General features: G+C 56.9%; 2 protein-coding genes. Both read right to left on the reverse strand.

All coding sequences use genetic code 11. From position 1 onward, the window contains the following. Positions 1 to 369 precede the first annotated feature (369 nt). Positions 370 to 1,059: a S1 family peptidase gene (locus HYD27_RS12550; RefSeq protein WP_219215562.1), complete on the reverse strand. Its 690-nt coding sequence runs from the start codon at positions 1,057 to 1,059 to the stop codon at positions 370 to 372. Between the two features lie 22 nt (positions 1,060 to 1,081). Next, positions 1,082 to 9,775 (reverse strand): chitobiase/beta-hexosaminidase C-terminal domain-containing protein, encoded by an 8,694-nt coding sequence (locus tag HYD27_RS12555; RefSeq protein WP_219215564.1) that lies wholly within the window; start codon positions 9,773 to 9,775, stop codon positions 1,082 to 1,084. Positions 9,776 to 9,827 lie beyond the last annotated feature (52 nt).

Consider the following 9,827-nt stretch of genomic DNA (forward strand, 5'->3'; position numbering starts at 1 on the left):
CGTTTGAGCCTGAACATCTCAATTCTATCGGAATGGTCTTGGTGGTCAAACCCTCGTTCCCTCCACCCGCATAGCGGGTGGTTTTTTGTTTCGCGCGTTTCACGCACTCAACTGGCTAAAGCCAGAATAAGGGGTAAGCTTCGCTTCCCGCAAAACATATTCTTACGAATTCCACTTTAAAATTCTTATCCTTCAAGCAGAACCGGCTACGCCGTCCTTACGGGGGACGGGGTGTTTCAGCGAGAAATAGAAGTATCATTTAATTGCCAAGCAAGCATGGCATGGGAGTCTTATATTTAAAAAAAAGCTGCCCCCGCGTTTGCCGCAAACGTCCGGGGACAGCCAGGGTGGTTATGGTTCTGATCCCGTCTACTTGAGCACTGCCGGCAGCAGGCTGAGCAGATCCTCGGTACTTATGATCAGATGGATGTTGTTCATCGTCCGCAGGGAACCGGAGATGATCCCGGCCAGCCGGCCATGGGCATCCATAAGCGGCCCTCCGGACATCCCGCTCGCCACTTGGGCGGAGGCCAGAATCCGGCTTCTGCCGTTAATCTCCGCATCCGGCGAATTGACAATGCCTTCGGTGATGATATTCGTATTCTTCAATGGATACCCCAGTGCGAACACGGCTTCCCCATGCTTGACCGCATCCTTGCGCACATTCAGGTACGAATACGCATTGCCCTTCACCTTCATGGCTGCCGGATCAGGCAGCGCAAGCACGGCCACATCCTTAAGCTCATCGTATTTGGCGACTTTGATCGGACTGATCACCGTTCCGTCCGCCATGATCCCTTCCATCCGCTCCGCGCCTTTGACCACATGGTAGGCGGTTGCCGCTGTTCCGCCGGAGGACAGGATAATTCCTGTCCCTGTGGAACTTGCCGTACCGTCGCTTTTCAGCACCCGCAGGTAGAACATTGCATTCTCCGCAAGCCGGTACGTTTGCTCGGCGCTGTTAACCGCCAGTGTGTCGGCGCTGGAAGTGCCGGCATAGAAGAGCACCGCAGACACAACGGAGAACACCAGGCACACGGCCAGCCAGTTTCTTTTCATCTCTCTTATCCCCCGCTTCCGGTTATTGGATTACAGACATAATGTCCTTGTACGCCCAGTGTGTCGCCGGCAGATCCTTGAACCTTACTGCGGTCACATTAAGCTTTTGGGTGCCGGCAATACGGTTGATGAGCACAACCGCCTGTGCCCGGGTAATCGGGTCGCCCGGCTTGAAGGTACCATCCGGAAAGCCCTGTACATAGCCCGCTTTGGACAGTGCGTTGACATATTGCTCCGACCAGTGGCCCTTCAGATCCGGTTGCTTCGTCACACCGTTCTCTGTCACATCGAGCTTCAGCACGGTGGTCATGATCTTGGAGAATTCGGCTCTTGTCAAGCCTTTCCCGCCGCCAAAGCCGCCGTCCGGGTATCCTTCAACGATGCCTGCCGAAGCAAAGAAGGCAGTCAGAGCCTGATTCTCGGCGTTCACATCGTTGAACAGGTTCCCCACATTGACCTCCTCCATGTCGAGCAGCGGCGCCAGTGCGGCAATCGTCTCATATCTGGTAATCGCCGCATTCGGCTGGAACAGGCCGCTTGCCGGTGCAATCATATATTTCACTTCGCCTGCGTTGCTCTTCAGGCTGTATTTTGCATTTTCGACTACATATTCAATCGTAATTACAGTGTCATCCTGGTCCGTAATCATCTTGATCGTCATATTGCCCGTAATCAGCAGCTCGCCGGTGTATTTCGTGCTGTTCACCGTCGGCGTGCTGCCGTCCGTAGTGTAATAAATCGTCTGGCCTTCCGGTGCGGTCAGCTTCAGCCTGCTGTTCTTGGCTACCTTGACCGGAGCTTCGCTGCCGCCGCTGGTTGTGGTTGTACCCGCAACTGCGGAGATTGCCGGTTCCTTCACTGGTGGAGCCACAATAGTAATCGGACCACCATAGTAGGAAGGCGGGGACCATTCACCTGCCAGTTCCTCGCTGTATTCCTTGCCTTCCAAGATGGTAACCGCCCGGATCTTGGCAGCGCTTCTGAGCACGATCGGTTCTTTGTAGAGCTGGGAATTCTCCGTAGGACGGCTGCCGTCCAGCGTATAGTAGATGCTGCCGCCCGGCTCCGCCGTTGCCAGAACAACGTTAACCTGGACGTTGAACACCTTGTCGCCGGATACAACAGCCGGCGGCACTGCCTGTTCAGGGAATTTCACCGCAGCTTCGTTGATTGCAATACTCCGGCTCTTGCCTTGGGCAGCCGCAGTCAGTACAGCACTGCCGCTTGTTTGCAGCTTGCCTGTTGTACCGCTGAGCGCTGCCTTGGACGGATCAGCGCTCCAGGCTATACCGCTGCTCAGGCTGAAGCTTCCGTCCACGCGGTTGATCAGATCCTGCGGATTCAGTATGACTGCGGCCGAGCCGAGCAGGCCTTCAGCCGTTCCGCTGAATACATTGAGCACAGGGTAGAAGCCCTCGTGTGCTGTCCACTGGTTCGCATCCAGTCCCGCCGGCAGAGCCGCAGCAACCAGCTGTGCTGCCGGCAGGCCTTCACCGGCTTCCCCCGCCTTGCTCTTGCCTGCCCCGTCATAGTAGGCGATATTTCTCTTCAGCATTTGTCTGTTGAAGGCGGAGCGGCTGATGATAGCCCCGTTATCCTTCTGACCGGCAATTCCGCCGAAGAATGCCTGCTGCGGCAGAAGCTTGCCGTTCACTGCCGCACTGGCTTCTCCGGTGTTCAGGGAGGACAGGATGGAACCGGCTGTAGCATGTCCGGCAATCCCTCCGGCCCACGCCTTGTTTGTTCCAAAGGCCTTGATCCGTCCGGAAGCATAGGTGTTGTTGATCTCCCCTGCATTCAGACCGGCGATCCCTCCGGCAGCTGCTTCAGTTGCAGCTGCCTGAACATCCGCATAGGACATGGAATCCTTAATGATGCCCTGTGCCGTATTCTGTGCCGTGATGCCTCCGGCGGCCGGTCCGCCGGTGCCGATGCTTCCGGCAGAAGCGGACTCTGCAATAGTGCCGCTGTTGATACCGGCGATGCCTCCGGCGTAACCTGCACCCTGTACAGTAAGGTTATCTGTCCGGAGGGCTGTGAGTGTTCCCAGGTTGATCCCCGCCGCGCCGCCTGCAGTTTCACTGGCAGCTACGCTTCCGCTGATGGTTACACCGGAGATCTCAGCTCCGGCATGGTTGATGCCTGCAACAATACCGGCATCCTTGCCCGCTTCAATCCTGGCACCTGCAAAGCCCACATTGATGATCTTTCCGCTGTTCTCGGATACAAAGCCTGCATATTTACTGTCTTCCTTGCCAAGCCGCAGCCCGGAGATGGTATGTCCCTGGCCGTCGAATTCAGCGGTGAAGCTGTCTATGGCGGTCCAAGGGCTGCCGCCAAGATCGATGTCCGCTCCAAGCAGCAGCTTGTTCAGCGCCAGACCTCCGGTGGCTGTTCTGTTGTACAGACGGTAATATTCAATTCCCGTTTCATTGTAGAGCAGCACTGCGCCCTTCAATTGCTGCGGCGTAACGAGGGTTGCCACGCCATCCGCTGCATGGTCCATGAATGAAGTATCGAAATCGATATTCCATTTGCCGGATGCCAGCGGGTCAAATGCATCCACAGATACCGCACCTGGCTCGGCGCCTGCGTTGCGCCCTACGGCAGGAAGCTGTGCAGTCGCTGCCGGAGAGAAGGTGGAGCCGATAATTTGGCCGTCGCGGAAGTTATAGCCGGCCAGCCGGCCTGCATAGACCGTCGAGCCGGTCACATTGACGGAAATATCCGGCACACCCGCATATACCCCGCTCAAGGTTCCATCGTTGTAGCCCGCGAAGCCGCCTGTGTAGGAACGGGGGGAGGACTTGACTCCCACCGTGGAAACCTTCGCCTGCAGTGCATAGGAATCACTGATCACCGCGCTTCTCTCCACCGTACCGGCAAAGCCGCCGCTGCGAGTATCAAATCCGGTGTTGTCGATATTGCCTGAAGCATAGGCATTCCTGATGCTGAAGTGGTCTACCGAACCGGCGAAGCCTCCGGCATAGGCGCCCAGCCTGCCGCTTACCGTCACTGCTCCTGTAGCATAGGAACGCTCAATGCTGCCTTCACGGATATCCGTATCTCCCAGCAGACCGGCGAAGCCGCCCGCATAAATCGTATTGTCCTGATTCGTATCCGTAATCCGCAGCGGGATGTCCGCATGGGAATACGTAATCTTCATATCGTCTCCAAGGCCGACCAATCCACCGGCGCGGGTCGATGGAACGGCTTCACCCATTGTTACCGCCGTACCCAGCGTAATGGCTTGGCCATCCGCCCCCGAGATGCTGCTGTAATGAATTTCGCCGCCCTCTCCCCAGCCGACAATGCCGCCCGCATTGTAGACTCTGCTGTTGCCGGCATTCAGGCTGCCCTGTGCGGCAGCATCAACGATAATTCCGCTGCTGTAGCCGGCAATCCCGCCGACGCTTGCCGTGTTGCCGCCGGTAACGTTCAGATCAATGGCCGCTTCCGAACGGTAGATGGATGCATTCTCATTTCTGCCCGCGATCCCGCCGGCATTCAGCTCTGCGGCGTTGCCTGCACCCGTGACCTCAATCGATCCGGTGTGGGCTTTCGCCAGGTATATGCCTCTGTATAACGGATAGGCTTTGCCGAACTCGAAGCCTTCGTTCAGGTCAGTTGCCGACATGCTTCCGGCAATCCCTCCGACTGCAGTTGCTCCATTCTTCGCAGTTACTGCAAGCTGAGGTGCGGCGTTCACATTATAGAGCAGCGTGTTCACGCCTTGTCCCAGAATACCGCCGGCCATATTGGCTTCGCCTGCGGATTGAAGAGAACCGCGGAACTGCACATCATTCACGGCTGCGTCCGAGGCTTCGCCCGCGATACCGCCGATGACCGCCTCCAGGCTGCCGTCAACTGCGGAAATCGCAACACCGCTCACCGAAGAATGATCGATATCATACACGTTGCCGGATGAGGCTGCGGAGAGCTTCATTCCTCCGGCTGCACCGTCTACAGTACCTGCAATACCTCCGATGGTGCCATTTCCCTTCAGCTGCACGCCGGTTCCGGGTCCGGTCACTGTGCCGCCCGTAATCTTGGCGCCTGTATCCAGATGGCCGATCAGTCCGCCCAGTACCGAATCCAGTCCAAGCGCTTCAAGCTGGCCGTCTTTGAATTCAAGAGTCAGCTGATCGGCAGTCCCCGTTACATAACGGCCGATCAATCCGCCGGTGACCGTGTTCATGCCTGTCGAAGCGATCCGGTATTTCGGGCTGGCTTCTTCCTTCATACCCGTCACATTCCCTGCCTGCCTGCCGATCAATCCGCCGATGACCGCCTGATCGGCAGAGCTGCCGATGCTGCCGTCAACTGCAGTCAGCAGGTAAGTGGATGCTGCGAGTGTCTTGCTGCGGTCTGCATCGTGGACATAGGTGATGTCCGAAGCATTGTCGCCGGCGATCCCGCCGGCAATGCCGCCTGTATAGACCGTCTCGATTCTGCTGCCGCCGTCCAGTGTCAGATGAAGCGATGCCAGCGCACCTGTGTTTTTGCCCAGGATACCTCCGACGGTACCGCCGCTGATTTTCACACCGTTCAGCAGCTTGAGATCAATATTCGATACCGTACCTTTGTTCTGGCCGGCAAGCGCCCCGGTATACTGGCTGCCCGCGATGGACAATGGCTCCAGATTGATGTTCTTCACCGTTCCCTCATCGCCGATTACCCCGAACAATCCGGAGTTGCTGAACACTGCCGACTGCAGCGTAAGCCCGTCAATCAAATGGCTGCCGCCCTCAAAGGTTCCCTGGAAGGCATTCTCTTCCGTGTCCCCGATAGGGGTCCATTGCTTCGACTGGATATGGATCGGACCTGCTACGGTAATCGTTCTTCCTGCAAAATCGAAACTATCCACACCGGCAATCGTTCCGTTCACAATCGCTGCCAATCCGGCAAGCTCTGCTTCTGATGTAATTTGGAAGAGGATGGCATCCTTATCCTTCATGTACCAGTTGATGTTGGAGTTCACATCGCCCCCGGTATCCCCGCCGGTGTTGGCTTCACGGTTCACTTCAGGATATTTGTATTCGGCATTCAGCGAGCCGTATTTCCAGGCGCCGGTGAAATCCCATCCGGACAATCCCGGGAAAACCTCTCTGTCTCTCAGCGTTTCCGAGAGGATGGTGGTCAGACGCACATGCACGTCCAGCCAGCGGTGGTTGCCTTCGGCAAAGTCCGGAAGGTCCTTGTTGATATTCTTGTCTTCATCTTTTATATAGTAGGATTTGTAGAGCAGCTCTTTGCTGGCATTGTCATACCGGCCGGCAAAACCTCCGGCATATGCGCCGCTGCTCGCGTTAACTTCCGCCGCAGAATAGGCGTTCGATACTTTACCGTTCGTAATTCTGCCGATGAAGCCGCCCGCATAGGAGTGATCGCTGTCGGCTGTTACACTTTTGGCTACATACGAATTCTTGATTGTGCCTCCAGTGTGCTCGCCCACAAGACCGCCGACAACAGTGTAGCTGCCGCTCGCGGTTATTTTGGAAGAAGTATAGGATTGCTCCACGGCACCTGCGCTGTTTCTTCCGATCAGTCCCCCAAGGAATACCGGTTGTCCGGCGGTTCCGGCAGCTTTGCCTGTAATATCGATGTCCACATACGAGCCTTTGACCTGTCCGGCATTCTCACCGGCAAGTCCTCCGGCCAATGTTCCCTCGCCTTCAATGGTCAGGTTGGCGTTGGAATACGTGTAATAGAGTGTGCCTGCTGCTGTGTTCCGTCCGGCCAGTCCGCCAAAAATCACATTAGCGCCTTTGGAGCTTACCGGAAGCTTATCCGTAATACTGTTGTTGGCAATCAAGCTGCGGTTCTCGCCAACCATACCGCCCACGACGGAGGCCGGAGAAGCTGCATTGATGCTGCCCAGCGTGCGGCTGTTCTGAAGGGTGCTGACGGCAGTCCCCGGATTCTGGACCGGATCTCCCGCTCTGGCATCGTTCAGTCCGACAATTCCGCCAATAATGGCGCCTGCCGCTGTGGCATTCGTCTTCAAGCTGAAAGCCGTAATATAGTTGTTTGTGATTACAGCCGTATTTGAACCGAGATTATAGCCGCTCATGCCGCCTGCTTGCACATTCGGGCCGTTCAGCGTCAGGTTCAGGGCTCTGCCGACAAGTCGTTCCAGTCTGGATTGATCGTTGTAGCCGACAAATCCGCCGATATAGGCATTTGCCGCATCCTTGGTTGTATTGATCAGCAGGTTCTCGGCATTCAGAGCCGCCGTATCTCCGCTGATGGTGCTGTTCTCCAGTGCTCCGGCCAATCCTCCTGCCTTAGCGTCAATACCTGATATAGAGAAAATGACATAATCCGGTGCCACTGCCGTAGCTGCCGGCTTCACAATATCAGTTGCCTTGGCAAAACCCGCGATTCCGCCGGCCTTCACTTCAGTTCCGGTTACGGTAATCACCGCATTTTCTCCGGCCAACATTACCGGAGTGATGATCCCGGCGCGGCTGCCTTCAAGGCCTTCGGAGCGTCCGGCAATACCGCCCGCTTCCGTCCGTGGACCGCTGGCCTCAATCACCACCGAGCGGGCCGTCACATCCGTCAGCGTTCCGGTGTTGAACCCGGCGATACCGCCCACGGCGTTGTCCGGACCCGGGGAGCCGATCGTGATGTTCTCCGCCAGCACATAAGGACTGGCTCCGTGATTCTCCCCAAACATCCCCCCGGCATAGCCATTCGCGGCCAAGGCCCGGATTTCAATCCGGTTCGTATGCAGATGCAGCGCAGAAGCCCGGTTGTCGCCAACCGCGCCGCCGAAGCTCACCTGTTCTGCCTTCAGTTCCACTATGATATCGCTGGCTGCAACAGCCTGCGCCGCCGTACCGATGGAAGCCTCATTATTCAGGCGTCCTGCCACACCTCCGAACGTATATCCGCTCCGGCCGTTTACGTTAATGAAACCGATTTTGGCTGCCAGACTGTCCGTCAGCGCAAGCGCCTTGTCATTGCTGCCGACAAGTCCGCCCGCTGTGACGTTGTCTCTGCCATCCGCTGCCGGAACACTGGCCTCCGCTTCAATGCGCAGGCTGTTATAGTCGGCACCCGCAGCATCCCCGGCCAGTACGCCGGTGATTGTTCCCTGCGCGCTTCCGGCGATTCCGCCGACAACGCCCCCCTCCGAGGTAGTCTTCAGCGTGATGTGCTTCACTGCCGAATTGCTGATGGTCCCTTCCAGGTAACCGGCGATTCCCCCGACCGTACCATCGGAAATGATGGTATTGAAGGGACTGGCTGCAGCCCCGGCCTGGGAGGCTGTGATTACCCCTCCGATTTCATAGCCCGCAATCCCCCCGGTGTATACACCGTCAGCACCGGCAACATTCAGGCTGCCCGTGAAGGAAGCATTCATGATGCTTCCGCCGGCATCATAACCGGCAATCCCTCCGGTGTAGATCGCCGTTCCGCCGCTGACGTTAATTGCCGCCGTATTCTGATAGGCTCCGGCTGCCGGATTATTCAGCATGATCCCCTTTGCCGCATACCCGATGAAGCCGCCGGTATATATGTTCTGCGAGCCCGTTGCCGTAACCGGGTTCGCATTATTGTAGGCTGCCGACCAGGACAGCGCACTGTCCGCATAACCGGCAATTGCGCCCGTGTACACATTCATGCCGCCATTGTTGGTTACCGGAGCCGTATGGGCAAAGGCAATGCTGATATCCGGATTCTGCACGGCGCCCACAGCGCCAATCAGTCCTCCGGCATAAGCGCCGGTTGCCCCCGGAGCATTCACACTGACAGCTCCGCCGCTGGCCGTAGCACTCGAGAACACGATGGTTCCGTCGGTTCTGCCGATAATTCCCCCGGCATAGACAATTTCCCCGCCAGTTGCCGTAACGGATGCCGTATTGCTGATAGCTGTATCCTCATCATTCATGATCAGGGAGCCGGAGGTATGCCCGGCAATCCCGCCGGCATAGCTGGTCCCTTCCAGGCCGTTTACCAGCAAGGCGCCGGAATTGGATGCTTTCTTGATCTTCAGGCTGCCGGGACCGCCGTAGCCGACAATGCCTCCGACAGTTGAAGCACCGTTCGCCGTAATTGCAGCCTCGTTCACGGAATTTGCGATGGAGCCTGTTCCCATACCCACGATTCCGCCAGCATATGCATGGAACGGCAGGCTGATGGTCTCAATTTTGATTTTATTGATAATGTCGTACACCGTGCTGTTGCCTGTCATTTTACCGACGGCAGCGCCGGCGTAGACATCATAAGTAACGCTGGTCACGCTGATGGAGCCGCTGGAGGTGAACTCGAAGCCGCCCACAGTCGCGCCATCCATATTGCCGACCAAGCCCTGATAAGAGAGGCTTGGCTGCACATTCATGCCCGAAAGCCTGAGAATCGCACCGTCCTTGGAGATCAGTGTTCCCCGGAAAGGATGCTCTCCGTTGCCGATAGGCACCCACAGATGTGCAGACAGATCCAAGTCTTTATCGATTTCCAGGATTTTGCCGTTCAATCCGTTAACCGTGCCATCCCCATCTTCATTGACCAGCTTCGCCACCCCGGCAAGCTTCTCTGCCGTATCAATTTTAAAGGTAGTATAGACCGGGTTATACCATGACGTGTCGGCTGAGCTTGTCCAGGTCTGCCCGTCGGCTTTGGCCATCAAGCCTCCGGCAACCGCCGCGACCGCCAGAACGATCAGCGCAACCGCGAGGCCGATCAGTGATTTATGCTTTGTTGCCATCATGACACCGCCTCAAATGTATTGTGAACCGTTTGAAACTGTATGGGTGAAG

The sequence above is a fragment of the Paenibacillus sp. S150 genome (assembly GCF_019352175.1).
Lineage (GTDB): Bacteria > Bacillota > Bacilli > Paenibacillales > Paenibacillaceae > Paenibacillus_AQ.